A 26,048-nucleotide genomic window follows, 5' to 3' on the forward strand; every position below is an offset into this window, starting at 1 on the left:
GATATGAATACTCCCTCAAATATGTTGGCTCTAGGAACGAAAGCTCCGTTTTTCGAACTTCCGAACCCTTCAAAAACTAATGAGATCCAATCTCTGGACGAACTGAAAGGAGAGAAAGGAACACTGGTGATCTTTATGTGTAACCATTGTCCGTTTGTTCTTCACGTGATCGATAAGATCAACGAACTATATGAAGATTATAATGAAAAAGGAATTGAATTCATTGCCATCAATGCCAATAATGTAGAGAAATATCCGGCTGATGCTCCCGAGAAAATGATAGAATTCCAGATTGAAAGAAATTTTGATTTCCCTTATCTGTATGACGAAAGCCAGGCAGTAGCAAAAGCTTATGATGCAGCCTGCACACCGGATTTTTATTTCTTTGATGATAAATTAGACCTTATTTACAGAGGACAGATGGATGATTCAAGACCCGGGAACAATAAAGATGTAACCGGAGAAGACCTGATCATCGCTTTCGAAAATCTTTTGTTGGGCGAACCACAGGAAGAGATCCAGAAGCCAAGCATGGGATGCAATATTAAATGGAAGTAATATGATGAATGGTTGAATATTTTTAACCGTCATATATATAAGTATAAAGCTGTTCTTTTTTAAGGGCAGCTTTTTTTACCCCTTAGTAAGATTTAAAACCTTGCCAGGGATAAGAAAAATTAAAAGCTGGCTTTAAACTTAACCTCATTCTCAACTTTCAAATCCACACTCACCTTATTATGAGAATAATTCTTGATAAACTCAGAAGGCGTCTTCTCTGTATACTTCTTAAACATCCGGTTGAAATAAGTCACATTATTAAACCCGCAGCTGTAGCTCGATTCTGAAATACTTTTATTCTGAGCCATCAGCATACAGGCTTTATTGATACGGTAACGATTCACAAATTCTGTAAAAGTGATCTGGGTTGCTTTTTTAAAAAAATTACAAAAGGCCGGCAGTGTAAGATTGGCTAGTTTGGCCACATCTTCAATATTGATTTCCTTATCATAATGATGTTCTACGTAAGTGAAAATATTCTCCAGTCTGGTTTTATTTTTTGAAATAATGGTGTAGGGCATGATTTCCTTGTTCAAAAGATCATAATCCTTACATTTTGAAAGTTCAAACAAGATATCAAGCAGCAGGAGGTATCTTTTGTAGCCTTCAGATTCCAGCATCAGTTTGAGCTTCGGGAGCATTACTTTTTTGATCTTATGGTGAAAATGAATTCCGTATTTGGAAAGTTCAAGCAGATTTTTAATAGATCGGGCTTCCACTTCCTGTTCCGGAAACTGAAGAATCTCTTCTCTGAACTGGAGCACAATTTCTTCATGCGGATCTGTTGAATTTAATCCAAATCCTGAATGAGGAATATTGGAACCTATCAGTACAAGATCTCCGTTGGTATAATTGCTTTTGTGATAGCCAACGTGGCGGGTTCCGTTCCCAGAAATAACACAAACCAGCTCGATTTCGGGATGATAATGATATTCCCATTTGAATTCGCTGATTGGTGAATTGTTGTGTAATGTACGGAAGGAGCTCTTTTCACTGGCTACTATTCTTTCAAAACTAACTTTCATTTCATTAATCGTATTTAATCAATAAAAATACTAATTATATTAATATAGTTCAAATATTGATTTATTGTGTTAAATTAATGTTAAGCGAAATGCATCTATCTTAGCCGACAAGAAATGATCTCAATGAAAAATTTCAACATTAAAGCGGTATTGTTTTTAAATTATTTTGTTTTCGCGATTCTTTTGAATTCCGTGGGTACAGTTATTCTTCAGGTACAGCAGAACTTCGGAATATCAAAATCTTCAGCCAGTATTCTTGAGGGCTTTAAAGATCTTCCGATTGCCATATGTTCCTTTATTCTGGCCTCATTTCTACCCAAAATAGGGATCAAAAATTCAATGCTTGCCGGGCTTTTTCTGGTGAGTTGCATGTGCTTTGTAATGCCTTTCGCTGATGATTTCTGGTTTTTCAAATTGTTATTTGCAATTGTAGGAATTTCATTTGCATTAATAAAGATATCAGTTTTCACTTCTATTGGTCTTGTAACGGATACAGATAAGGAGCATTCAAGCTTTATGGGCTTTCTGGAAGGGTTTTTCATGATTGGGGTACTGGCAGGAAATGTACTTTTCAGTTTGTTTATTGATGATCATAATCCAAAATCTACCCAATGGCTGAATGTATATTGGGTTCTGGGAGCTGTTTCAGCATTGTCATTTCTGTTCCTGTTCTTTTCAAAACTGAATGAAACCGAAGCCAGAAGTGAGAAAACCGATTGGTTAGGCGATCTGAAAAACAGTATCAGTCTGTTCAGTTATAAAAAAGTATTGTTTTTCCTTTTGTGCGCCTTTTTGTTTGTACTGGTAGAACAGAGTTTTCAGACATGGACGCCTACTTTTTATAAAGAAATTTTAAAACTTCCGACTTCTATGAGCATTCAGGCCGGAGCCGTTTTAGCCGGAGCTTTTGCGCTGGGAAGATTTCTATCAGGCTTTTTCTCTAAAAAATTCAGCTGGATCTATGTGGTTTCTTTCTGTGTAATTGGTTTTGCGATTAGTATTGTTTTAGTTTTACCATTAACCCATAATGTCCAGATTGATGAAGGAACAGGCTGGTTTAATGCACCTCTTGTCGTGTATTTATTTCCATTGATGGGAGGTTTGCTGGCACCGATTTATCCAAGCATCAATTCTGTGATCTTGGCATCCATACCAAAATATTTGCACAGTGCCATGTCCGGATTGATTGTTGTTTTTTCTGCGATCGGAGGGACCATCGGTTCAATGATCACAGGTTTTGTCTTCCAGGAATTCAGTAGGCAACAAGCATTTTATCTTTCATTGATACCGCTTTCACTGCTGATCATCTCAGCCATTTTCATGAATAAATTAAAAATAAATCCTAAGAAATAATAATGAATAAACAGTTTTACATAAACGAAATTCAGACTCTTTTTGATGATGTACAAAGAGCAAAGATCTTTGAAGACCAGAAGATGATGACCGATGCCGTTCCTTTGTTTCCTGTTTCGGAGATCAATGCGGAATATGAAAAGAAAAAAGGACATGAAGGATTTAAACTGAAAGATTTTGTGACGGAAAATTTTGATTTTCCGGGTGCGAACGTTTCAGTGCGAAAGGAAGATCATCTGCCTGTTGTGCAGCATATCGAAAAGCTTTGGGATGAACTTACCCGTACTGCGTATGAGGAAAAAGGAACCCTGTTGAAGCTTCCGAAACCCTATATCGTGCCCGGAGGTCGTTTTAATGAGTTTTTCTATTGGGACAGCTACTTTATTATGCTCGGACTGCAGGCATCGGGAAGAATAGAAATGATGGAAAATATTGTTGAAAACTGTTCTTACTTAATTCAGAATGTCGGCTTTGTTCCGAATGCGAGCAGAACTCATTTTCTGAGCCGTTCACAGCCACCTTACTTTTCGCTGATGCTGGATCTTGTTTTTGAAACCACGCATGACGAAAAAATTTATACCCGATATCATGATACTTTAGAGAAAGAATATGCTTTCTGGATGAGTGGGGAAGAGCGTTTGGATAATACTTCCAGCTTGAAGAGAGTCGCAAAAACCAAAAACGGCGATTTACTCAACCGCTATTATGATGCAGACAATACACCACGTCCTGAAAGTTATCTTATCGATATTGAAGATAGTGAAAATACAGGAGAGGAATTTTACAGAAATATAAGAAGTGCCTGCGAATCCGGCTGGGATTTTTCCAGCAGATGGTTTGCAGACGGAGAACATATACAGACGATAGAAACACTGAATATTGCAGAAGTAGATCTCAACAGCCTTTTATGGCATTTGGAGAAAACACTTGCAAAATCATCAGCGCTTCTGAATCTGGCAGAGAAAGAAAATTATTTTACTCAAAGAGCAGCCGTACGCAGACAGATGATCGATACCTACTTTTGGGATGAAAAGACGGAATTTTATAAAGATTATCACTTAAAAAAACACACAACTACACCGTCTGAACATATTGCTGCTCTTTATCCATTATTTTTAGGCCTGGCAGACCAGAAACAGGCAGAGTCTGTGGCTAAAAATATTGCAGAGAAGTTTCTGTATCAGGGAGGTCTTGTCACCACCACAAAAAATACCGGCCAGCAATGGGATCTTCCGAATGCATGGGCGCCCTACCAATGGTTAGGCTTTAAAGCAATGAAGAATTATGGTTTCGATGAACTGGCTGAGGAAATCAAAAATAACTGGTGCAACAATGTGGAAAGGGTATACAGCAACACCGGAAAATTAATGGAAAAATATAACGCGTTAGACACTGAAACCATTGCGGGAGGCGGAGAATATCCGAATCAGGATGGATTCGGATGGACAAATGGGGTCTATCTCAAATTAAAACAAAACTAACTATATAAAAATCATGCTATGAAAAAAAGATCGATATTTTTAATGGCTGCCACCGCTACGCTTTACTTTAACAATGCGTATGCTCAGGAAACCCCTCAGGACTCAGTCAAAACGTCTTCTATAGACCAGATCGTTATTACCGGGAACTCCGGCCCAAAAAAGAAAATAGAATCCAGTACCGCGATTTCTACGTTTAGCGCAAAAGAAATCCAGAAACAGAATCCCATCAGTGCTGCCGCTCTTTTACAGAGGGTTCCGGGGTTTGCTGTGGAAACTTCCGGTGGGGAAGTGGGAAATAACCTTTTTGCCAGAGGTATTCCTTCCGCAGGAGCATACGAATTTGTACAGGTGCAGGAGGACGGACTTCCGGTTTTTGAAGACGGAGCCCTTCAGTTTGCCAATGCAGATAATTTTTTCCGGGTAGATAATTCGGTGAGCCGTCTGGAAGCTCTGAGAGGAGGTTCAGGTTCCATTTACGCGAACAATTCTCCGGGAGGTTTGATCAACTTTATTACCAAAGAAGGAAGCAATGACTTTAAAGGAACGGCTAAACTGGAAACCAGTACGTACGGATTGATGCGTACCGATATGAATTTAGGCGGAGCTTTGGTGAAGGATAAACTATTCTTCAATGTCGGAGGGTTTTACAGAACGGATAATGGAATCAGAAAAACGGGATTCAGAGCCAATAATGGTGGACAGATCAGAATGAATCTTAAGTATGTCTTTGATAAAGGCTATGCTAAAGTGTATTATAAAAAGCTGGATGACAGGAATACATTCTACCTTCCGATTCCTTTACTACAAGATGGAAACGACCTTAAAGAATTTCCTGGTTTTAATGCAAACTATGGAACCTACAGCTACAGAGGTGTAAGCCAGCTTAATATTCCACAGGCCGGCGGCGGATTTTTTAAGAGAGATCTTGAAAATGGAATTCACCCAAAAGTAGATGTGCTGGGCGCAGAATTTAAATATGATCTTGGAAATAATTTCAGCGTTCTAAACAAGACGAGATACACCAATATCAACATGGAATATACAGGAATGTTCCCTGCAGGAGCTCCTAAACTGGCTTCTGATTATGCAACTAAACCTGTTAGTGAAGGTGGTTTGGGAATGAGCAATTATCAGTATTCTTTGGTGAGTAATGGCTCTGTAGTGAATCCGCAGTATATACAGAAATTAGGATTCTGGGCTATTGATAAGCAGATGAATAATTTCGTTAATGATTTACAGTTGAATTATAAATTTGATAAAGGAAGTGTGACGGCAGGTTTCTATAAATCCAACTGGAAATCTCATCAATATTGGAACTGGAGTAATGTTTTAGCGACAGCTTCAGACAGGCCAACGCTTTTAAACCTTGTCAATCCATCGATAAGCCCTTCAGGTGCAGGATATTCTCAGACCTATAACGGGGTGAAAGATATGTCTTTTCTGATCAGAGATTCACAGATCCAGGGAAGTCTTAATGATGTTTATCTGAATTTAGATTATAATGTAACAGATGCTTTAAGTCTTAACGGAGGAATGCGTTACAGCCGTGATTACTATAAAGGATATGGAGTCAATACCACAACAGCGAATCTCAATAACTCAGGTTTAACGACTGACGGAACCCACAGTTTTGTGACGACTACAGCAGATGATAATATGGCGGTGCTGGGTAATAAGTATACCTACTGGAACTATGATATCAATAAAGTATCTTATACATTGGCGGCGAATTATAAGCTTAACAAAGGAAATGCAGTATATGCACGTTTCTCTCATGGTTTCAGATCTCCGAATGAAGAAGCTTATTATAATAATATGTCGGATCTGAGCGCTATCAAAGCGGTTGATACCAATCAGCTTGAAGTAGGATACAAATATTATTCACGTACTTTCGATATCGGAATTATTCCTTTCTATTCTACCCTTAAAAATCTTTCATTTACTGATGTCTTCTCAGACGGAACTTCAGAAAATAAATTTGCTAACACAACGAATTTCGGGGTAGAAATCGAAGGATACACAAGACTGTTCAATAATATTCTTGAAGTGACTTTCAACGGGACGATCCAGAATCCCAAATACAAAGATTTTGTAGGAAAAAATGCAGACGGAACTACCTTTGACTATGATGGAAATACGGTAAGAAGAATGCCTAAGTTCTATTTCAATATCTCTCCTGCAGTGAATATCACTAAAGAATGGAGAGCTTACGTAAGCATGAACTATTACGGAAAACGTTTCCAGAACGAAGGAAATACGGATGATAATATTCTGCCTTCATTCACTGAAGTGGGTGCCGGAATGTCTTATCAGTTAGGAAAAATACGTTTTGCAGTAGACGGAACGAATATCTTTAACACCATTGGTATTACAGAAGGAGATCCAAGATCCCAGATTACCCCGGGAACGAATATCAGAATGGCAAGACCCATTATGGGCGCTGCTGCAAGAGCATCCATCACACTGGATTTTTAAACTTATATTTATTTTCTTCATAAAAAAAACCGTCAGGAAATTTTCTGGCGGTTTTGCTTTTTTGTCGAAAGGAACTGAGTGATAAGAATCAAGATTTTAGGCATCAGATACTGGATATGAGACCTCATACACTCTAAAACCCTCATACACTCAAACTCAGCATCGCGAAACTATTTGAAAAACGGATTATACTCCTTCTCAAAACCAATCGTCGTTGGATTTCCGTGTCCAGAGAATACCTGCGTCTCATCATCAAGAATAAAAAGTTTGTTTTTAATTCCATTGATTAATTGCTCATGATTTCCTTTATAAAGATCCGTTCTTCCGATGCTTCCTTCAAACAAAACATCACCCGAAATCATGAAACTTTGATTTTCGTTATGATAAACCACGCTTCCCGGAGAATGTCCCGGAACATGATAAATTTTAAACTTTTCTCCGTCAAGATCAAGAACTTCACCTTCACTGATGTAGGTGATATCTGCTTTTACGGGATCAACTGAGAATCCAAATCGCATTCCGCTGACCTGAAGCATATCCAAAACTTCCTGGTCCTCCTGATGCATATAAACAGGAACTTTGAAGGTATCAAAAGCCCATTGAAGACCCAAAACGTGATCAATATGAGCGTGGGTCAAAAGAATCTTCTCTATTTTCAGCCCGTTTTCAGAAATAAAACTTTCAATCGCTTTGGTTTCCTGCTCATTCATATTTCCCGGATCGATCAGCCAGGCATTTTTATTTTCATTGTAAAGGATATACGTGTTTTCGCTGGCAAAATTAAATACGAAGCCTTGGATCTGAAGCATAATTGTTTTTTTTATTTCAAAAATACGATATTATTAAGAAAATCCCGATTTTTCGTTATCTTCGTCATAATGAAAACTTTGCGAATACTTTTACTTTCTTTGGGCGGACTGGTTTTTGGACAGAATATCCAGAGTATCCAGCTTTTTAACCCTCAGACGAACGATGAAACGCCTGTCATAAAATTTGGAGAACAGCTGATTTTAAGCTTTGATGACCTTACCAATGCCAGTGAAATCTACAGATACACTCTTAAACATTACGATAGAAACTGGAATGATGACAACCTGTTTTTTACAGAAATTGCAACGGGAAGTCTCAACGGGCTTTTAGATCAGTTTCAGTATTCTTTTAATACGTTGCAGCCTTATACCCATTATAAGCTTACCTTCCCGAATGATAAAATTCAGCCGAAGATCTCAGGAAATTTTGAACTGATCGTTTATAAAGATTCTGCAGACAAACCATTGTTCAAAAGACGCTTTTATCTGGTGGAAGATGCGGCATCTGTTGCTTTGAATATCTCTAGGATCGCAGACGCCAAAAATCCAAATGTCAATCAGAGAGTGGAGGTGAAAGCAACCTCAAAAGCCGGAGACCTTTCTTCCAATGTGAATTCTATGACTTTGAATGTCATGCAGAATAACAATCCCAATGTAGTGGTTAATAACCTTAAGCCAAGTGCTACTTTGGGAAATCAGCTGCTTTTTCAGCAAATGAATTTAACATTTCCCGGAAATAATGAATTCTATTATTTCGATAATAAGAATATGAATATGGCGGCAGACATGGTAAGAGCTACAGAATTGAAGGACGGTATTAATCAGACCTACTTGCATCCCGTGTGGGCTTTCCCTCTCAATTACCAATACCAGCCAGATGTTAATGGAGCATGGTATTACAGACGAAATGATCTGGGACTGGAAAGGAATGCGGAAAGGGAGGCTGATTATTCTTGGGTGTATTTTTCTTTAGATTCCGATCCTGTGGATAAGGAGATCTACGTGATGGGTGGTTTTAATAATTTTCAAGCCGGCAAAGAAAATCTGATGCAGTATGATGCGGCCAATAAAAGATATGTAGCCAGAATATTTCTGAAACAAGGTTTCTACAACTACATTCTAGCGACCAAAGAAGGCGACGGATCGCTGAACTTCGGAGAGATCAATGGTAATTTCTGGCAAACAGAAAACCTGTATCAGGGCTTTTTATATTATGCTCCTTTCGGACGTAATTATGACGGATTGATGGGATATGGTGAATTCAGAACGCCTATTGGGAAATAGTTTTGGGTGAAATGAATGCTTTTGGTAAAAAAAAATTCCTGGAATAGTAAAATAAATAGATTAAAATTATATACAGCAAAACCATTTCGCAAGAGATGGTTTTTTTGTGAAACGATGATGAATAAATCATTTGCGATAAATCAGAGAGTCTGTTCATTAATTAGATACAATGCAAAGCATAGTGAAAAATTAATTCACAATTATTTGATTTGCATTTAAAATTATTCATAATTATTGTTTGTTTTGATTAAATTATTTTTAGGTTAATGATCTTTTTAGGAAAAATGATAATTGGATTTTATGTATTCATATTTTAATTTGCTTATTATTTGTTTATTTATTTTATCATTTTGTTGTGAATAATTTCTAAATTAGTTTTAAAATTTTAACAAATATTATTATGAAAACGAAATTTATTCTGGCAGTAAGCGTTGCAGCTTGCTCCTTTGCTTTTGGACAAGAAACTCCATCAAAAGTAGTTCCGGGTAAAAGCGGACTTCATGCAGAATTTTTGAGATTTGATAAAAGTAGTCCCGATTTTAAGGGAGCTCCTGTTTTATTTGATGAAGCTTCGCAAAGACTGTCAGCAGGACAGTCTCGCAAGTTGGGATTGGAAAAAGATAAATTGGGCTTTGAAACCCATAGATTTCAACAAACCATCAATGATATTCCTGTAGAATATGGAATGATGGCCGTACAGACCAAAGGAGGAAAAATTGTGGGAGAAACCGGGAAATGGATTCTTAAAATACCGGCCACTATAGAGAAAAAAGCAAATATCTCTGAAAGTACGGCATTGCAGAGTGCTTTATCTTTTGTAGGAGCAGATTCCTATAAATGGCAGAATAAAGAAGAAGAAGAATTTATAAAAAAAGAATCTAAAAATAATGATGCAAGTTTTGCTCCAAAAGGAGAATTGGTATACTATTCGGATCCTTCAGATGAAAAAATAGGAGATCTCAAGCTTGCCTACAAATTCGATATCTATGCAGAAAAACCATTAAGCAGACAATATGTTTTTGTGGATGCCAAAGATGCTAAAGTTTTAGGAACTAATGCTTTGATTCATGAAACCAATGCTCCGGGAACTGCTACAACAGGTTACAGTGGAAACAGATCTATTGTTGCCGACTCATATAATGGAAGTTATAGATTAAGAGAAACCGGAAGAAATGGAGGAACTGCTGTAGAAACATACAATCTTAAAAAAGGGACCAGCTATGCATCAGCTGTAGATTTTACAGATACCGATAACAATTGGAACAACGTAAATACAAATAAAGATCAATATGCTACTGATGCCCATTGGGGAGCTGAAATGACTTTAGATTATTTTTATACCAAATTTGGAAGGAAAAGTATAGATAATAATAATTTTGCGATTAAATCTTATATTCATTACTCAACCAATTATTTTAATGCGTTTTGGGACGGTTCCAGAATGACTTACGGAGACGGTAGCTCTACGACAAACGGAGGTAAGCCTTTAACCGCTCTTGATGTTTGCGGCCACGAGATTACCCATGGTTTGACTACTAAAACCGCAAACCTTGCTTATCAAAGAGAGTCAGGAGCCTTAAATGAAGGATTTTCTGATATTTTTGGAAATACAATAGAACGTTGGGCAAGACCAACACAAGCAAGCTGGAAATTGGGAGAAGATTTCAGTTATGTCATCAGAGATATGGCCAATCCTAATGCGTATAGCCAACCGGATACCTATTTAGGAACCTACTGGAAAGCTACGACAACATCGGGTTGTTCAACTCCAAGCCAATCCAATGATTATTGTGGAGTACACACGAATTCAGGAGTCCTTAATTTCTGGTATTATTTACTGGTAACCGGAGGAACAGGCACCAACGATAAAGGTTTTGCTTATAATGTGTCAGCAATAGGAATAGATAAGGCAGGAGCCATTGCTTATAGAACACTGACCAATTATCTTACTTCTTCTTCCACCTATGCTAATGCAAGAACTTATTCACTTCAGGCCGCTGCAGATTTATACGGTGCCGGAAGTAATGAAGTAACACAGGTGACCAATGCCTGGAATGCGGTAGGTGTTGGTGGAGGAACATCGGCAGCAGGAAAAACAGCAGCTGAGGCTTCACTGTATACCATCAGTCCAAATCCGGCAACTGATAAATTTACGGTTCAGTTCGAAGGAAAAGAAGGAAAAGGAATTGTAGAATTGGTGAGTCTTACCGGAAAAAGAGAGATTTCTGAAAAATTCAAAATGACCGACGGTTTGAATAAAGTAGATATTCAGCTTCCATCCGGTATACTTTCAGGAGTATATATTGTCATGGTGAATGGACAAAAAGCAGGAAACCTGATCAAAAAATAAACTTTAATATATTTAACAAAAGGGCACAGAATGAATTTTGTGCCCCTTTTTGTTTTATGTATTGAAGAAATTAGACCAAATAAAAATCATTCAGCTTTTCTTCGCACAGTATTTTTACGACATCGATCCAGCGGTCTTCATCATTCAGACATGGAATATAGTGGAAACTCTCACCACCTCCATGTTGAAATTGTTCTTTACCCTCCACTGAAATTTCTTCCAGGGTTTCAAGACAGTCAGAAACGAAGGCCGGACAAACAATAGCCAGATTTTTCACTCCCTTTTTAGGAATCGTTTCTAAAGTCTCGTCCGTATAAGGTTCTATCCATTTGTCTTTTCCTAATCTCGACTGGAAAGAAACAATGGTTTTTTCTTTGGGAAGATTTAATTTTTCAATAACAAGGTTGGTCGTTTTATAACATTGATGACGGTAACAAAACTTATGGCTCGGGTTACTGTCTCTTGAGCAGCAGTCATTAAGATTACAGGTATTGGTAGGATCTGTTTTGTAGATATGCCTTTCCGGAACACCATGATAAGAAAACTGCAATGCATCGAAATTTTCAGGAAGTTTTTCCCTGATACTTTCTGCGAGACAGTTGATATAAATATCTCGGTTGTAAAAAGGCTGGATATAATTAATCTTTACCTTCGGGAATTTCTTTTTTCTTACCTCTTCAGCCTTTTCAATGACTGTTTCCGTTGTACTCATCGCATATTGCGGATACAATGGGAAAAGAACAATCTCGGAAACTCCCTGATCAACTAATTTCTGAATTCCTGCTTCAATGCTGGGCTGAGCATATCTCATTCCGATTTCTACAGGAACATCAACGATTTTCTGAAGTTTTTTCTGAATTTTTTGAGTAATGACAATTAAAGGAGAACCTTCATCCGTCCATACTGTTTTATAAGCTTCTGCAGATTTTGCTGGTCTTGTTTTAAGAATAATTCCCTGAACCAACAATGCCCGGAAAAACCAACGGTAATCAATCACCTTCTCATCCATGAGGAATTCGTCAAGATATTCCTTTACATCATTGACCGCCGTTGATCTTGGCGATCCCAGATTTACCAGTAAAATTCCTTTTTTAGCCAATATTTTTAATTTTAATTATGTGAAACAGCGTTTTCAAAATCTGTTATCAATGTTGATACTCTGGCAAAGGTATTATTTTCAACCAAGCCATCGTTAAATTTTCCCTTTATACCTTTGATTAAAAGCTGATGCTGATCTTCTATTGTCGCCCCCAATGTTTTCAAAATCATTATTAATTCTTCGTGCCCTTTTTCTCCGTTGGCAGATGCCGTAATTACAGCAACTGGTTTTTCAGAAAAAAGAGTAGTGGAAACGCACCATTCCAATAAGTTTTTCAACCTGCTCGGAATACTGAAAATATATTCCGGAGTAGAAAATACAACCCCTTTTGAATGTTCGATTTCCTTCCTGATCTTCACTACTTCATCCGGAATATCCGTATCAGTTAATGAAGTATCAAAATGTGGAAGTGTAGAAAGATCATCATACAGATGGAAATTAATATCCGTATCTGAATGTTTTTCCAGAACCTGTTCCAGTAATTTATGATTGCTTGAATGTTTTGTAGCACTTCCAACAATGATCAAAATCTTCTTTCCGGATATCATTACGATTAATTATCCGTTGACAGCTTCCACTCTCTCTACAAGATCCGGAACGAATTGTTTTAGAATATTTTCAATTCCGTTTTTCAAAGTAGCGGTAGAACTCGGACATCCTGAACAAGCACCCTGTAAAAGCATTTTAGCAGTTTTGCTTTCCTGATCATATTCCATCAGGGAAATTTTTCCACCGTCATTTTCTACTGCAGGAGCTACATATTCATTTAAGATATCTGAAATCTTCTGCTCATCATCTGTATAATCTCTGTTGATGATTTTTTCAACAGGATTTTCATGTTTCTGAGGTTCGATCGTGGAAATTTCGCCTCCGTTCTGAAGATATTCAGCAATAAAACCGCGAACAGCCATCATCACCTGATGCCACTCTACAGAATCATCTCTTGTCACGGCAACAAAATTATCAGAAATAAAAATTTCCTTAGCGAAATCAAATTCATTAAAGATCGCTTGTGCTAAAGGAACTCCTTCCGCAGCCTCTACTGATTTTACTTCCACAAAACCGTCAATAAGCATTTTGCTGGAAACAAATTTCATCGCATTAGGATTAGGCGTCATCTCTGCATAGATCTGATACATTTCCTTCTTTTTCTGAAGGTAAATTCTCGGATTAGCCAATAATTCATCCTCAATCACATTTTTAAGGCTGTCAGCTACATGTTCCCATTCTATTGTATCCTGCTTTGCAATCGCTACAAAATTTGCAGTAATGAAAATTCTTTCCACAAAAGGATAATTGAAAAGTTCCTGGGCTAAAGGAATTTCTGAAATATCTGAACTTCTGTCCAACTCTAAAGAGCCCGGGATCAGGTTATAATCCGCGACAAATTTCATCACTTTCGGGTTTTCAGTTGGTTCTATAAGTATCGTACGCATTTTTTCGTTAAATTTGAGATACAAAAATACGCAATTAGAAATTAGAAGTTGGAGATTAGAAATTAGATTTTTGCTATCACACTCATTTAGAAATAAAAATTCAGAAGTTAGAGAATAGAATTTGGAAATTGGTGGGAGCAGAAGTATAATCTTCAAATAAACTGAATTTCAAATCATCAAATTAAAACTATGGCAATTGTAAAAGAACTTTTAGGAAAAAAACCTCAGATAGGAGAGGATACTTTTTTGGCAGAAACGGCAACCATTATCGGAGACGTTACCATGGGCAAAAACTGCAGTATCTGGTATAATGCAGTAATCAGGGGAGATGTAAACTACATCAGAATGGGCGACAAAGTAAATGTTCAGGACAATGCAATGTTGCACTGTACCTATCAGAAATACCCTTTACACCTTGGAAATAATGTGTCCATCGGCCACAATGCAATTGTTCATGGATGCACCATCAAAGATAATGTATTGATCGGTATGGGTGCTATTGTGATGGATGATTGTCTGGTAGAGGAAAACTCTATTGTAGGAGCAGGTTCAGTAGTAACACAGGGGACTCATATAAAATCAGGAGAAGTTTGGGGTGGAGTTCCTGCAAAAAAAATTAAAGATATTTCTACCCAGCTATTGGAAGGAGAAGTGAACAGAATTGCTGATAATTATGTAAAATATTCTTCCTGGTATAAGGAAAATCTTGAAGTTTGATAATAGGATAGTATTAAGGACTGAGAGCGTAAAAGGATTTTAGAGTGAATGAGCTCAGTGATTAATGGTTGCTATTCCAAGTAGCAGAAAATTTTGAAATAATAACCTGAACATCTCAAATCTCATGTATGAAATCTACAATCTTATTTCGTGACCTTCTTCAGCATTCATTCGCGAAGTAAAATTCACATCAGTTTCAAAATAATAAAAGCTCCATCCTGTCGATAGAGCTTTTTTTGATCCTTAGTATCAACTCCTGAGCGAGTTTGTTGATGATTCAACCGGATAGATAACCTTTGCTTTTATTTTTACTTTTTTATTGTTCTGCCGTGATGAGCAATGCTTTTCCTGCAATACATTTGATAGAAGTAGGAGGCATCACCATCATACAGTCAGAAGTGATATTGTACTTATCATTGAAGGTTTTTACTTTTTGGGTATAGTCCTCAACTCTTGGTAAAAAGGTAGCTTCAATTTTTTTTGGATAGGCGATATACTGCTGAGGTCCTCCGCAGGCTTTGGCTCCCATGGGCGCAAATGTCCAATCAGAAGCAGTAGTACATTTTTCTTTTGAGACTTCAGATTCAATAGATGCTTTTAACTTATCCAGCTGGGCCTGTTCATATTTCTGGCTGTCTTCATCGGCAGGTCTTTCGGAGATATCTTTAGGAAGATTGGTATTGACGTTCTTGGATGTATTACATGAAACCAAGGTAAGTGTAGTGCATAATGCTAGTAATGGAATATTGATGAAAAATTTTTTCATTATAATTTCTTTTCTGTTAAAGAATTTTCAAAAGTTATGCCAAGGTAACAAATTCAAATTCATTTTCCGTAATTTTGGAGCCGTGAACAATCATTTTTTTGACTTAATAGAGCATACGAACAGAAGCGTTTTTCTTACAGGAAAAGCAGGAACCGGAAAAACAACTTTCCTTAATGACTTTGTAAAGAAGACAAGGAAAAAGTATATTGTGGTAGCGCCTACGGGAATCGCCGCAATCAACGCCGGAGGAGTGACCATCCATTCTATGTTTGGCTTGCCTTTAAGGACTTTTTTACCGACTACAGACCGTATCGATGGCAGTTTGGCAAATAATATTGCTGATCTGATGCCCCATTTCAAATATAGAAAAGATAAGCTTAAACTTTTAAGAGAAGTAGAGGTCCTGATTATTGATGAGGTTTCTATGCTCAGAGCGGATGTTCTTGATATGATGGATTTTTCGCTGAGATTTATCAGACGGAATAATCAGAGATTTGGCGGAGTTCAGATGTTGTTCATTGGAGATCTTTATCAGCTTCCTCCCGTTGTAAGGGATGAGCATATTTTAAAGATCTGCTACCAGTCTCCTTTCTTTTTCGACAGTCATGCCGTTAAAGATATTCCGTTGTTGACTATTGAACTGACTAAAGTGTACAGACAGTCGGATGAAAAATTTCTGGATATTCTGAATGCGATCCGTGACGGTGATGTAGCCAATATTAATTTTGATGTTCTGAACGAAAGGTATGATCCTGATTTTAAAGCTGGAACTGATTCCTACGTTTATCTGTGTTCCCACAACAGGATGGCCGATGAGATCAACCAGCAAAAACTGGAGGAAATTGATCTGACGGTGAAAACTTATGAAGCTAAACTTTTTGGTGATTTCAAGGAAAACCAGTTTCCCAATGAACAATTTTTAGAATTAAAAGTGGGCGCACAGGTGATGTTCATCAGAAATGATATTACCGGAGAAAAAAAATATTTCAACGGAAAGTTGGGTGAAATCATCTCACTTGATGATAACGAAATCAAAGTCGTTCTCGATGGAAGCGAAAGAGAAATTGTTGTAAAAAGAGAAGTCTGGGAACAGAAAAAATATTTTCTGGACACTGAAAAAAATATCAAAGAAGAGGTGCTCGGAAGCTTCGAACAGTTCCCGATCAAACTTGCCTGGGCGGTTACCATTCACAAAAGTCAGGGATTAACGTTTGATAATGTCATTATTGATGCCGGAAAAAGTTTCACCGCAGGACAGGTTTATGTAGCTCTGTCAAGATGCCGAACGCTGGAAGGGATTGTTTTAAAATCCAAAATCACTCCTGAGGTTATTTTTAAGGATAACAGAATTCTGCAGTTTCAGGGAAATACTTTTGCCAATGACAATGTAGAAGCGATCCTGAACCGTGAAAAATATGATTACAGCATCAAGAAAGTTCTTCGTACGGTAAACTGTCTTTGGTTCCTGCATGAAGTAGAAGAGTGGAATAAGCTTTCTATCACCACCAAAAGCATTGATCATGTCAAAACCAATCAACTTTATCTTCAGCTGAAACATGAAATTGTTAATCTTGGAAAAATTTTCGAAAAACTGGAAAGGGTTATTTCACAGAAGGTTAATAATTTCATTGAGAACAAAGAAGAATGGACCGAAATTGAAAGTAAAACCAAAGGTGCAGTAAACTTTTTCTTTACCGAAATCAGGGATAAAATCTTCAATCCGTTGAAGGAGTTTTATGCTGAAGTTAAAGGAACAAAAGGCTTAAAACAATACAATGAAGAATTCAGAGACTGGCTGGAGGATACTGAAGAGTATCTCAACAATCTGAAAGAAGCTCATTTACTGGAAACTAAACTTTTAGATGAAAAAAACGATAAAGAAATCAATTTAACGATTGCAAAAGTTCCTTCTCAGGTCCTAACTTTTCAATTATTCGAGCAAGGAAAAACCATCGGTGAAATTGCCATGGAAAGAGGCTTGGTCAAAGAAACAGTAATCGGGCATTTAGCAAAATTTGCAGAGCAGGGATTACTCGATATTTCAAGAGTCATTACTTCAGATAAGATCAAAGCATTTGAAGACCAGTTCTACAAAAATCCACTTGAAACTTTAACGGAATGGAAAAATGCATTGCCGAATGATTTTGAATTTAATGAAATCAGGATTTTGATCAATCATTATACTTTTAAAAAAGAGAAGAATGATTCGATATAACAAAAAAGACTGTCCCAAAAGAGAGACAGTCTTTTTTTATTTGTTTAAGAGATCCTGATTGACCCTATATCCAACGATCTTGATATCTCCGTTTTTATCTTTCTCCATAGAAAAAGTTTCTTCTGTTTTGGCCATACCTCTTTTGACATTGTATACCAACAGATACTCACTTTTGGCATTAGATCCTTTTATAATAAGAGTTTCCCATTTTACCAAATCATATTCTTCAACCCTCCCTATATCATTTTGAGTAGTGTTGATGATCTGAAGTAATTTTTCCTTGTCTGTTACTTCAAAAAACTTATCACCGAACAGGTTGTAAATTGTATCCAGATTACCTCCGTATTTTAGTTCCCAAAAGAATTTTTGTGAGATTTCTTCTGCATCTTTTTTATCTTCCTCACGGTTTGAAAAGGTTTGGTTAAAAGAACAACTGATCAGAAGAAAAGAAATAAGAATAAGATATATTTTTTTCATGGGAATTTTTTTTATTAAGTAAGCTTCGGTTTTTATGGAAGATTTACAAATCGAATTTAAGTTATTTTTATTTTACCTGTAAAGCTCAGATCACTTTCAAATATACAAAATGGATTGTACTTTTAAGAATTCAATTTGTGTAAACAAAATCATTGACAGAGAAATTTAATTCCGATAGTTTTTTCTCACAACACCGATCAGACTTATCAATTACAAAAAGTAACTAATACAGATGATATGGTTTAAATTTGTATGGTTTTTAGAACCTGAAATTTAAAATAATGAAATTGAAAGGAGATTTTTGATCCCCTTTAAAACAAATATCTTGATATGAAAAATTTTGAAATATCGGTGCTGGACCTTGCTCCCGTAAAGCAGGGAAAAAGCATTCACGATACCTTTCAGGACAGTTTATCTTTAGCAAACCATACTGAACATTTAAATTATAAAAGATTCTGGTTGGCCGAGCATCACAATATGGAAAGTATTGCTAGCTCTGCGACCTCCGTTCTGATCGGCTTTATTGCCAACGGAACGAAAACAATACGAGTAGGATCAGGAGGAATTATGCTTCCCAACCACAGTTCACTGGTTATTGCCGAACAGTTTGGAACCCTGGAATCTCTTTTTCCGGGAAGAATAGATCTCGGTCTGGGAAGAGCTCCTGGAACTGACGGACTTACCGCTCAGGCTTTAGGAAGAAATCCTGCGATCATCAACCAGCAGTTTCCAAGACAAATTTTAGAACTTCAAACGTATTTTTCAAAAGAAAATGCTGATGCTTTGGTCCGTGCGATTCCTGGAGAAGGTCTGGATATTCCATTGTATATGCTGGGTTCCAGTACAGATAGTGCTTGGCTGGCTGCTGAACTTGGGCTTCCGTACGCTTTTGCAGGACATTTTGCTCCGGAACAGATGGAAATGGCGTTTAAAATTTACAGAGAACATTTCCAACCTTCACAACAGTTGGATCAACCTTATATTATGGCTTGTGTCAATGGTGTGGCAGCAGAAACGTCTGAAGAGGCTCATAAAATTTCTACGACATTGTTTCAGGCCTTTATCAATATCGTAAGAAATGACCGCAAACCTTTTGCCCCGCCGGTAGATGATATGGATGATATCTGGTCACCAATGGAAAAATCAATGGTGCTTCAGAAACTAAGACATACGTTTATAGGAGATCAGGCAGAAATTGAAGAGAAGATGAAAGATTTTCAGGAAAAATTCAATGTGGATGAATTAATTATCAATTCACATATCTATGATCATCAGAAAAGACTGAGATCTTATGAAATTTTCAGAGAGGCAAGCAACTCTTTATCCAAAGCCTAACAAACCCTCTATATTAATTGGCAGATGCTTATTTTTATAAGTATCTTTGCACAAATAAAAAGTAAACATGTCTGATATTAAATTAAATACTATTCCAGAGGCTATTGAAGACCTTAAAAATGGTAAAATAATCATAGTAGTAGATGATGAAGACAGAGAAAACGAAGGAGATTTTCTTTGCGCTGCAGAATTGACGACGCCGGAAATTATCAATTTTATGGCACTTTATGGAAGAGGACTTATATGTATGCCCCTTCCTGAAAAAAGATGTGACGAGCTTGGTTTGGAAGTCATGGTAAGCAGAAGCAGTGATCCTAAGGAAACCGCTTTTACCGTTTCTGTTGACCTTCTTGGAAACGGAACCTCTACAGGTATTTCTGCCGGAGACAGAGCCAAAACAATTTTAGCTTTGATGGATGAAAAATCCAAGCCGACAGATTTCATGAGACCCGGACACATCTTCCCGCTTCGTGCAAGAAAAGGAGGTGTTTTAAAAAGAGCAGGACATACTGAAGCTGCTATTGATCTGACTCAGTTGGCAGGTCTGAAAGAAGGAGGAGTGATCTGTGAAATTATGAACGATGACGGAACGATGTCTCGTTTGCCTGAGCTTCACGCTTTCGCTCAAAAGCATGATATGAAGATTGTTTCTATTGAAGATCTGATCCACTATCAGCTTAAAAAAGGAAACCTGATCGAAAGGCTGGAAGAAAGAAAAGTAAAAACAGCCTATGGTGATTTTGATTTTTATGCTTTCAGAGAAACCTCTAACGACCAGATCCATTTTGCCCTGACAAAAGGAGCATGGACGGTTGATGAGCCTGTTTTAGTAAGAGTTCAGTCTTCAGATTCTTATTTCGATGTGTTGACAAGACTTAACAATGGTGAGAAGCCTTTATTGGAAAAAGTAACCAATATGGTGAATGAAGCAGGGAAAGGAGCTGTTATTTTCATCAATAACGTTTCAAATTCTGAAAATACATTGAGAAAACTGCAGCAGTTCATGAATTATCAGGACGGGCAGGAGCAGCATCCTACTTTAGCTTACAACTACAGAGATTACGGTATCGGAACACAGATCCTGAAAAATCTGGGAATCAATAAATTCAAGGTGATTACTCAGAATCCTAATATTAAGCCACAGGTTGGAGGATATGATGTAGAGGTGACCGAACTGGTTCAGCTGTAAAAGTGAATTTTGAGTGGTCAGTAGCATACCAATACTACAGGTCATTTGTAGAAATATAATCAATAAAAAGGTTTAGGATTTTTCTAAACCTTTTTTTATTTTTAAGCCATGATAGAGTCCTTAAAGAAACACATCAGGGAGTACATTGAAATCTCAGATGAGAACCTCGAGAAATATTGCAGTGCTTTCAGTCTTCATAAGATCAGGAAGAAAGATTTTCTTTTGAAAGAAGGAGACATCTGTGAAGCTGAAGGATTTGTGATGAACGGGTGTTTCAAAGTTTTCCGTACAGACAGCAATGCAGACGAGCAGATCCTTTATTTTGCAGTAGAAGACTGGTGGATCTCAGATATCGACAGTTTTATTAATCAGATTCCGTCACAGCTGAATATCCAGGCTATTGAAGACAGTGAAATTCTTCTCATTTCAAAAGAAGACAAAGAAAAGCTATACCAGGAAATCCCTGAAATTGAAAGGCTGATGAGACTTAAATTTCAAATGTCCATCATTGCCCTGCAACGAAGAATTATTGATAATTTAAGCAAGCCCTCCGAGGAACGTTATCAGGATTTTTTGAAAAAGTATCCCAAAACAGCCCATCGTCTTACCAATATTCAGATTGCTGCCTATTTGGGAGTTACTCCTGAATTTATAAGCAGAATCAGGAGGAAAATGGTGAGTAAGAATTGATCAGGAGAAAGATATCAGATTTCAGACACGAGATGGGAGAATCTTTAGGTTACAGAGAAAGGACTTTAGCAATAAATCTACCAACGGGTAATAACAAGCAGCTAATCTCCGAAACCGAATCTCGTACTCTGAAATCCTTCAACTAAAACTTTATTTCTTCAAAGTTTCTGAACCCATTCAGAAAATCCTTTACCGTCATTCTTTTTTTGCCTTCAAGCTGAAGTTCCAGTGGGAAATACAGACCGTCTTCCGTATAAATTTTGAATTCATTTTTAGAGATGTCCAATGTTCCCGAAGGTTTTCCATGATCTGAAATCTCAAATTTTCCAGCAAATATTTTTAATCCTTTTTCTTCTTCCCCAATTTTGATCGTAGTGAATGCAGCAGGATAAGGTGACATCCCAAGAATAAATTGATGAACTGTTTTTGAAGAAGCTTTCCAACTGATTCTGGTGTCTTCTTTAAAAATTTTATAAGCATTTTTCGGATGCTCCACCTGAGGTTGAGGTCTTTCCACAATGGCATTTTCTGCAAGGCCATCAAGTGTTTTTACCACTAATTTTGAACCCATTTCCATTAACCGGTCGTGAAGACTTCCTGCATTTTCGTCCGGTAAAATTTCAAGTTCTTCCTGAAGAAGGATATTCCCCTCATCAATTTTTTCATTGATAAAGAAGGTGGTAGCCCCTGTTTTTTCTTCACCGTTAATTACTGCGTAGTTGATAGGAGCTGCTCCTCTGTAATCAGGAAGAAGGGAAGCGTGAAGATTGAAAGTTCCCAGTTTAGGCATTTCAAAAAGAACTTTTGGCATCATTCTGAAAGCCACCACTACAAAAACGTCAGCATCCAGTTTTCTCAGTTCCTCTAAAAATTCAGGATTTCTTAATTTTTCCGGCTGGAAAACAGGAATATTATTTTCTGAAGCATACACTTTTACAGGAGACTGATTGATCTTCTGCCCGCGGCCGCTGGCTTTATCAGCAACAGTAACAACCCCTACCACTTGATGTTTTGACTGATGGATAGCCTCCAAAGAAGTTTTTGCAAATTCCGGAGTTCCTAAAAAAACGACTTTCAATGATTTCATAGCACAAAGATAATGGTTTTTGGTAGAGTTTTGGAATTGGAGGGTTTTAGGATCGGAGAGTTTTATAGTTTAGAGTGTTTTCGTTGCTGGTTGGCCGTTACTCGTTCAATCCGTTTAGCTCGTCTCTACCATAGGCCAATCTAAACTCCTTTTTTACCATAATTTGTCTGAAATCTGCTGTCTAAGGTTCATCATTCATTTGCGAAGCAAAATTCACCATTGCTTATCACTCATTACCCTTTACTCATGATTCAGTGCATACGTTCTGAAATTCAGCATTTTTATTTTTCCAGCATCCAAAAGGAAGATCAGATTTTCTAGAATGTTATTTTTAGAATGGTAGTTCAGCTGTACAGAAAGATCTTCAATGGTTGACGGTTTTTTAGCCAATAAATTAATGATCTGTTGGGAAATATTTTTTCCAAAGATGGACTGTTTATTTTTTTCACAGACTGAACACTGGCCACAATTCTTCGTATTCTTTTCGCCAAAGTAGGCGAGAATAAGTTTCATTTTACAGTAATCATTATTTTCTATGAAAAACTTTATTTCTTCCCATTTCTGGATCTTATTCTTTTGAATATGTTCAAAGAGTTTCCAGTACGCTGCATTGATGGCTCTTTCGTCACGAGGTTTTAGAAATTTTATGCTTGACAGGGCTCCGTCCACATACTCAAGATAATTTTTCTGCTGCAATTCTTTCAGCCGCTCTTTGATCAGAGGAATGCTCACTCCGATCTTATTGCTAACCTGTTGCTCACTGAACATCACCTTATGGGTAGTGATTCCTGATATCGTACGAAGCAGAAGCTCTATGAAATAAGCGTCTTTCTGTGGTAATTGGTCTATTTCATCTGCATTGAAAAGAAGCTCCAGTGACGACAGGCTTTTGTTGTCGTTATGATAAATGATTTCCTGATTATGAAGGAAATTAAGAACGTTACTGATCTTAGCTTTCGATAATCTTGTGAAATTTTGTATTCCCTGAGTATTCAGCTGGAAAACTTTTTCCGGTAGCTCATATTCTGCCACCTGGAAAATGGAGTAGAGGTAGGTGATAATCTTTAAAAACTCTGCCTTGTTTGGAATTTGGTTTTTCAGGATGTCATCAAAATTAAGGAGTTCCTGTTTGTTCCAGAGAAGAAATGCAAAACTATCCTTGCCGTCCCTTCCTGATCTTCCGATTTCCTGGTAATAATTCTCTAATGACGGGGCAGGAGAGTAGTGGATCACAAAGCGGACATTGTCTTTGTCTATTCCCATTCCAAAGGCATTGGTTGATATCAGAACCTGATTATCGCTTTGATTCCAGATATTCTGTCTTGTATTTTTCTCTTTTGTCGTTAAACCCGCATGGAAATAATCTACATTTTTTACCTGATTTTTTTTTAGAAACTCTGCCAGCATTTCCGCATCCTTTCTTGTCCTTACATAGACAATTCCTGAATCATTGTTGTGCTTCAAGATATCCAAAACACGTTGAAATTTGTCAGAAACTTCATCCATGAAAATTCTGATATTATCTCTTTTAAAACTTTTCTGGAAAACAAAGGGCTTTTTAAGTTCCAGTTTGTTTTTAATCTCTTCCAGCACTTTGGGAGTTGCAGTAGCTGTTAAAGCCAGACATGGAATCTTTGGGTTGTTTTTCCTGAATTCTTTAATATTCTGATAGCTTGGGCGGAAATCCTGACCCCATTCTGAAATACAGTGAGCTTCATCTACCGCAATAAAAGACAACTGAATTTCTTCAATATTCTGCAGAAATTGATTATTGGTCAATCTTTCAGGAGAAACATACAACAGCTTGGTAAGTCCGTCTTTACAACGGTTATAGACTGCTTCTGCATCATATTCATCCAGTTCGGAAGATAAATAATCTGCTTCGATACCGCGATGCTTGAGCTTGCTCACCTGATCTTTCATCAGGGCAAGCAGGGGAGAAATAACCAGACAGGTTCCTTCCTTTAATAAGGCAGGCAGTTGGTAGCAAAGTGATTTTCCAGCACCGGTTGGTAAGAGAACGAGACTGTCTTTTTCATTGATGACTGCATTAATGATCTCTTCCTGAGAATCTCTGAAACTGTCATAGCCCCAAAAAAACTTTAGGGTATCATATTTTAATTTTTGGAAATCCTGCTGAGAAATCATAAGGTAAAAGTAATAAAAGTATTACAACAAAAAAAGCCGTGCAAGGCACGGCTTTGATATATTTACTGCTAAATATTATTTAGCTTCGAAGTATACTCTTCTGTTGGCTCTGTTTTTCCATTCAGGGCATTTAGTAGCTGGTTCACACTCAGGATATTTAAGATCTTTTTCACCTTTTCCTACTGCGTTGATTTTTCCAGACTGAACTCCGTTCTTAATTAAATAAGACTTAACATTATTTGCTCTTCTCTCAGAAAGTTTCTGGTTATAAGCATCAGTACCTCTTGTATCAGTAGCACCGATTACACTGTAAGAACCAGTTGAAGAATTGATATAGTTAACTGCATTATTTAAGATGGGAGTGTTTGAAGGTAAAATTCTGTCAGAATTTAAATCGAACTCAATTCCTTCAAGTTTAGTTTCTGTTTCTACTACAGGTCCTGCAGTCGTTGTAGGACATCCGTTGTTTTCAACAGGTCCGGGAACTGTTACACACTTGTCGTAAAGATCGATGACACCGTCAAGATCTGTATCAAGAGCAACACCAGCACCATCTACTCTTGCACCAGCAGGAGTGTCAAGCTGTCTGTCCCAATCGTCACAAACTCCGTCGTTATCAGCATCACCTTTTTTACATACTTCAATATCCTGGTTTTTGTTAGCCAAAACATCTAGCTTGTAATAGATTTCCTGTAGTGGATCATGCCACATTAAGTGAGACTCGTGTTTTCCAAGTTTCAATGAAATCCCTAAAGTAGCATTAAAGAAGTTATCAGATACCTGCTCTTCACGTCTGTTGATCGTACTGTATTTGTCGCCTCCACCATCAAATTCATCATCACCGGTGACAACATACATCAATCGGCCTTCAAGGTCAATTCTTCTGTTAATTTTATATTTTAAACCGGCACCAGCCTGCATAAACATAGACCCGAATTTAAATGGTTTAACTTCAGTAGCAAGTCTTTGTCCTGTAATATCTTTCTGGTAGGCTCTGTACGCAATGGTACCGATACCAGCGTAACCATGAAGTGCCCATCTGTATGGAGAGTGGTTGTCAACTCTTCTCATAAGATTAGAGAAGTTGATATCTCCTAATAAAGATATTGCATCATACTGAGTTCTTCCAGCTACAGCTTTCGCGTCTGGAGCAGCATCTTTAGTGTTGAACCATCCTTGTCTTGTTTCACCTCTGTCATACTGTAATTTCAAACCAAAAGCATGAGTAATGGCTTTATCGATACTTACATAAGCAGAGTATCCGAAAAGGTTTTTACCGTTACCATTCTTTATGGAAGTCATATCCGCAGACTGGATTAGCGGTACACCTGCACCAGCTGAAATAGACCAGTCATTAAATCTTTTTGACTGATTGGTAAACGGGGAAACGTTGGCAGAACCGGAAGAAAATGTGTTTGGATATTCTCCATTTGAAACTGCCGTTGAGTCTTGTGCATAGCTTGCGGCTGGAATGGCCATTGCTAATGCTACAATTGCTAAACTTAATTTCATAGTGTATTTTTTATTTAGTTAATTAAATGATTTTATTTTTAA

21 protein-coding genes are annotated in these 26,048 nt (G+C 37.4%); 11 read left to right on the plus strand and 10 right to left on the minus strand.

Annotated features, from left to right (window positions below):
* Positions 1-3: 3 nt before the first annotated feature.
* Entirely contained in the window at positions 4-558 is a 555-nt protein-coding gene (locus EG346_RS10665) for a thioredoxin family protein (RefSeq protein WP_073334406.1), read from the plus strand.
* 119 nt (positions 559-677) lie between these two features.
* On the opposite strand, the gene EG346_RS10670 is transcribed toward EG346_RS10665, so the two are convergent.
* Positions 678-1,583, minus strand: a complete 906-nt coding sequence (locus tag EG346_RS10670; protein ID WP_123878549.1) for an AraC family transcriptional regulator — start codon at positions 1,581-1,583, stop codon at positions 678-680.
* Between the two features lie 123 nt (positions 1,584-1,706).
* Here EG346_RS10670 and EG346_RS10675 point away from each other — a divergent pair, with 123 nt between their 5' ends.
* From EG346_RS10675 to EG346_RS10685, 3 genes are read left to right on the plus strand one after another with little or no spacing between them, the layout of a single operon-like run.
* A complete protein-coding gene (locus tag EG346_RS10675; RefSeq protein ID WP_123878551.1) occupies positions 1,707-2,936 on the plus strand; it encodes an MFS transporter in 1,230 nt (409 codons plus the stop codon).
* Between the two features lie 2 nt (positions 2,937-2,938).
* Positions 2,939-4,417, plus strand: coding sequence for a trehalase family glycosidase (locus EG346_RS10680; RefSeq protein WP_123878553.1), 1,479 nt, complete (start codon positions 2,939-2,941; stop codon positions 4,415-4,417).
* A gap of 18 nt (positions 4,418-4,435) precedes the next feature.
* Positions 4,436-6,892 (plus strand): TonB-dependent receptor, encoded by a 2,457-nt coding sequence (locus EG346_RS10685; protein ID WP_123878555.1) that lies wholly within the window; start codon positions 4,436-4,438, stop codon positions 6,890-6,892.
* A gap of 170 nt (positions 6,893-7,062) precedes the next feature.
* Here the strand turns inward: EG346_RS10685 and EG346_RS10690 are convergent, their stop codons facing one another.
* On the minus strand, positions 7,063-7,701 hold the full coding sequence (locus EG346_RS10690; RefSeq protein ID WP_073334411.1) for an MBL fold metallo-hydrolase: 639 nt from the start codon (positions 7,699-7,701) through the stop codon (positions 7,063-7,065).
* A 69-nt stretch (positions 7,702-7,770) separates the two neighbouring features.
* Between EG346_RS10690 and EG346_RS10695 the strand changes: the two genes are divergently transcribed.
* Together EG346_RS10695 and EG346_RS10700 are read left to right on the plus strand one after the other, a co-directional pair.
* Positions 7,771-8,985, plus strand: a complete 1,215-nt coding sequence (locus EG346_RS10695; protein ID WP_073334412.1) for a type IX secretion system plug protein — start codon at positions 7,771-7,773, stop codon at positions 8,983-8,985.
* 400 nt (positions 8,986-9,385) lie between these two features.
* Positions 9,386-11,335, plus strand: a complete 1,950-nt coding sequence (locus tag EG346_RS10700) for a M4 family metallopeptidase (RefSeq protein WP_123878557.1) — start codon at positions 9,386-9,388, stop codon at positions 11,333-11,335.
* A gap of 70 nt (positions 11,336-11,405) precedes the next feature.
* Here the strand turns inward: EG346_RS10700 and hemH are convergent, their stop codons facing one another.
* From hemH to EG346_RS10715, 3 genes are read right to left on the minus strand one after another with little or no spacing between them, the layout of a single operon-like run.
* Entirely contained in the window at positions 11,406-12,434 is a 1,029-nt protein-coding gene (gene hemH, locus EG346_RS10705) for a ferrochelatase (protein WP_123878559.1), read from the minus strand.
* Between the two features lie 11 nt (positions 12,435-12,445).
* Positions 12,446-12,982 (minus strand): NADPH-dependent FMN reductase, encoded by a 537-nt coding sequence (locus EG346_RS10710; protein WP_123878561.1) that lies wholly within the window; start codon positions 12,980-12,982, stop codon positions 12,446-12,448.
* A gap of 9 nt (positions 12,983-12,991) precedes the next feature.
* A complete protein-coding gene (locus EG346_RS10715; protein ID WP_073334416.1) occupies positions 12,992-13,870 on the minus strand; it encodes a NifU family protein in 879 nt (292 codons plus the stop codon).
* A gap of 189 nt (positions 13,871-14,059) precedes the next feature.
* Here EG346_RS10715 and EG346_RS10720 point away from each other — a divergent pair, with 189 nt between their 5' ends.
* The gene (locus tag EG346_RS10720; RefSeq protein ID WP_123878563.1) at positions 14,060-14,587 is read left to right on the plus strand and encodes a gamma carbonic anhydrase family protein; all 528 of its coding nucleotides are present in this window, start codon (positions 14,060-14,062) and stop codon (positions 14,585-14,587) included.
* A 316-nt stretch (positions 14,588-14,903) separates the two neighbouring features.
* On the opposite strand, the gene EG346_RS10725 is transcribed toward EG346_RS10720, so the two are convergent.
* Complete coding sequence (locus EG346_RS10725; RefSeq protein WP_123878565.1) at positions 14,904-15,353, minus strand: hypothetical protein; 450 nt, start codon at positions 15,351-15,353, stop codon at positions 14,904-14,906.
* 82 nt (positions 15,354-15,435) lie between these two features.
* Here EG346_RS10725 and EG346_RS10730 point away from each other — a divergent pair, with 82 nt between their 5' ends.
* Positions 15,436-17,568 (plus strand): helix-turn-helix domain-containing protein, encoded by a 2,133-nt coding sequence (locus tag EG346_RS10730; protein WP_123878567.1) that lies wholly within the window; start codon positions 15,436-15,438, stop codon positions 17,566-17,568.
* A 36-nt stretch (positions 17,569-17,604) separates the two neighbouring features.
* On the opposite strand, the gene EG346_RS10735 is transcribed toward EG346_RS10730, so the two are convergent.
* Positions 17,605-18,045, minus strand: coding sequence for a hypothetical protein (locus tag EG346_RS10735; protein ID WP_073334419.1), 441 nt, complete (start codon positions 18,043-18,045; stop codon positions 17,605-17,607).
* A 330-nt stretch (positions 18,046-18,375) separates the two neighbouring features.
* Here EG346_RS10735 and EG346_RS10740 point away from each other — a divergent pair, with 330 nt between their 5' ends.
* The 3 genes from EG346_RS10740 (at position 18,376) to EG346_RS10750 (ending at position 21,259) form a co-directional block, all read left to right on the plus strand.
* Positions 18,376-19,380 (plus strand): LLM class flavin-dependent oxidoreductase, encoded by a 1,005-nt coding sequence (locus EG346_RS10740; protein ID WP_123878569.1) that lies wholly within the window; start codon positions 18,376-18,378, stop codon positions 19,378-19,380.
* Positions 19,381-19,447: 67 nt separating this feature from the next.
* A complete protein-coding gene (gene ribB, locus EG346_RS10745; RefSeq protein WP_123878571.1) occupies positions 19,448-20,569 on the plus strand; it encodes a 3,4-dihydroxy-2-butanone-4-phosphate synthase in 1,122 nt (373 codons plus the stop codon).
* Between the two features lie 108 nt (positions 20,570-20,677).
* Positions 20,678-21,259: a Crp/Fnr family transcriptional regulator gene (locus EG346_RS10750; RefSeq protein WP_123878573.1), complete on the plus strand. Its 582-nt coding sequence runs from the start codon at positions 20,678-20,680 to the stop codon at positions 21,257-21,259.
* 142 nt (positions 21,260-21,401) lie between these two features.
* On the opposite strand, the gene fmt is transcribed toward EG346_RS10750, so the two are convergent.
* From fmt to EG346_RS10765, 3 genes are all read right to left on the minus strand, one after another.
* Entirely contained in the window at positions 21,402-22,346 is a 945-nt protein-coding gene (fmt, locus tag EG346_RS10755; protein ID WP_123878575.1) for a methionyl-tRNA formyltransferase, read from the minus strand.
* Positions 22,347-22,586: 240 nt separating this feature from the next.
* Positions 22,587-24,494: a RecQ family ATP-dependent DNA helicase gene (locus EG346_RS10760; RefSeq protein WP_123878577.1), complete on the minus strand. Its 1,908-nt coding sequence runs from the start codon at positions 24,492-24,494 to the stop codon at positions 22,587-22,589.
* A 75-nt stretch (positions 24,495-24,569) separates the two neighbouring features.
* Positions 24,570-26,006 carry an OmpA family protein gene (locus tag EG346_RS10765; protein WP_073334425.1) on the minus strand — a complete coding sequence of 479 codons (1,437 nt, stop codon included), beginning with the start codon at positions 26,004-26,006 and terminating at the stop codon, positions 24,570-24,572.
* Between the last annotated feature and the right edge of the window lie 42 nt (positions 26,007-26,048).

This window comes from Chryseobacterium carnipullorum (genome assembly GCF_003815695.1).
Lineage (GTDB): Bacteria > Bacteroidota > Bacteroidia > Flavobacteriales > Weeksellaceae > Chryseobacterium > Chryseobacterium carnipullorum.

Bases quoted from the DNA above. Each gene is read 5' to 3' on its own strand.
- EG346_RS10665 (WP_073334406.1), top strand. From the start codon at position 4: ATGAATACTCCCTCAAATATGTTGGCTCTAGGAACGAAAGCTCCGTTT.
- EG346_RS10670 (WP_123878549.1), bottom strand. From the start codon at position 1,583: ATGAAAGTTAGTTTTGAAAGAATAGTAGCCAGTGAAAAGAGCTCCTTC.
- EG346_RS10675 (WP_123878551.1), top strand. From the start codon at position 1,707: ATGAAAAATTTCAACATTAAAGCGGTATTGTTTTTAAATTATTTTGTT.
- EG346_RS10680 (WP_123878553.1), top strand. From the start codon at position 2,939: ATGAATAAACAGTTTTACATAAACGAAATTCAGACTCTTTTTGATGAT.
- EG346_RS10685 (WP_123878555.1), top strand. From the start codon at position 4,436: ATGAAAAAAAGATCGATATTTTTAATGGCTGCCACCGCTACGCTTTAC.
- EG346_RS10690 (WP_073334411.1), bottom strand. From the start codon at position 7,701: ATGCTTCAGATCCAAGGCTTCGTATTTAATTTTGCCAGCGAAAACACG.
- EG346_RS10695 (WP_073334412.1), top strand. From the start codon at position 7,771: ATGAAAACTTTGCGAATACTTTTACTTTCTTTGGGCGGACTGGTTTTT.
- EG346_RS10700 (WP_123878557.1), top strand. From the start codon at position 9,386: ATGAAAACGAAATTTATTCTGGCAGTAAGCGTTGCAGCTTGCTCCTTT.
- EG346_RS10710 (WP_123878561.1), bottom strand. From the start codon at position 12,982: ATGATATCCGGAAAGAAGATTTTGATCATTGTTGGAAGTGCTACAAAA.
- EG346_RS10715 (WP_073334416.1), bottom strand. From the start codon at position 13,870: ATGCGTACGATACTTATAGAACCAACTGAAAACCCGAAAGTGATGAAA.
- EG346_RS10720 (WP_123878563.1), top strand. From the start codon at position 14,060: ATGGCAATTGTAAAAGAACTTTTAGGAAAAAAACCTCAGATAGGAGAG.
- EG346_RS10725 (WP_123878565.1), bottom strand. From the start codon at position 15,353: ATGAAAAAATTTTTCATCAATATTCCATTACTAGCATTATGCACTACA.
- EG346_RS10735 (WP_073334419.1), bottom strand. From the start codon at position 18,045: ATGAAAAAAATATATCTTATTCTTATTTCTTTTCTTCTGATCAGTTGT.
- EG346_RS10740 (WP_123878569.1), top strand. From the start codon at position 18,376: ATGAAAAATTTTGAAATATCGGTGCTGGACCTTGCTCCCGTAAAGCAG.
- ribB (WP_123878571.1), top strand. From the start codon at position 19,448: ATGTCTGATATTAAATTAAATACTATTCCAGAGGCTATTGAAGACCTT.
- EG346_RS10750 (WP_123878573.1), top strand. From the start codon at position 20,678: ATGATAGAGTCCTTAAAGAAACACATCAGGGAGTACATTGAAATCTCA.
- fmt (WP_123878575.1), bottom strand. From the start codon at position 22,346: ATGAAATCATTGAAAGTCGTTTTTTTAGGAACTCCGGAATTTGCAAAA.
- EG346_RS10760 (WP_123878577.1), bottom strand. From the start codon at position 24,494: ATGATTTCTCAGCAGGATTTCCAAAAATTAAAATATGATACCCTAAAG.
- EG346_RS10765 (WP_073334425.1), bottom strand. From the start codon at position 26,006: ATGAAATTAAGTTTAGCAATTGTAGCATTAGCAATGGCCATTCCAGCC.